The 457-nt window shown below is 44.4% G+C and carries 1 protein-coding gene; it reads left to right on the top strand.

Annotated features, from left to right (window positions below):
* Positions 1–457 (top strand): type 2 periplasmic-binding domain-containing protein (locus LRL21_RS44925; RefSeq protein WP_476703997.1); only part of this gene is annotated, 457 nt, incomplete at both ends.

Below are 457 nucleotides of genomic sequence, written 5' to 3'. Positions count from 1 at the left end.
CAACAAAGGTTCAAATGTGCATTACCTGCTACTTAAAGTATTAGAAGCGAATAACCTCAAACTTTCTGATATTGAAGCAGTCTATCTACCCCATCAGATGCACGTGCTGCGTTTGAACGTGGTGCAGTCGACGCTTGGGTCATTTGGGATCCCCTTCTTTGCTGCCGCTGAACACCAAATCTCAGCACGTGTGATTGCTACGGGAGAAAACTTAGTCAGTAATCATCAGTTCTATTTGGCCGATCGTAAATTTTCCGAAACCCATCCAGAAGTTTTAAAAACGGTCGTCCATGAACTCAACACCACCACACAGTGGGTCGAACAAAATCAACAACAGGCAGCCAAATTGTTAGAAAAACCGACAGGCTTGTCTTTAGACATTTTACAAAGCTCGATTGGGCGTATGGGCTTTGGCGTTCAACCCATTTCAGCCGAAGTCGCAAAAAAACAGCAGTAC

The organism is Paenibacillus periandrae, from assembly GCF_022458865.1.
Classification (GTDB): domain Bacteria; phylum Bacillota; class Bacilli; order Paenibacillales; family NBRC-103111; genus Paenibacillus_S; species Paenibacillus_S periandrae.
The sequence above is the reverse complement of the archived record's forward strand: the minus strand, read 5'-3'. Positions and strand labels throughout refer to the sequence as shown.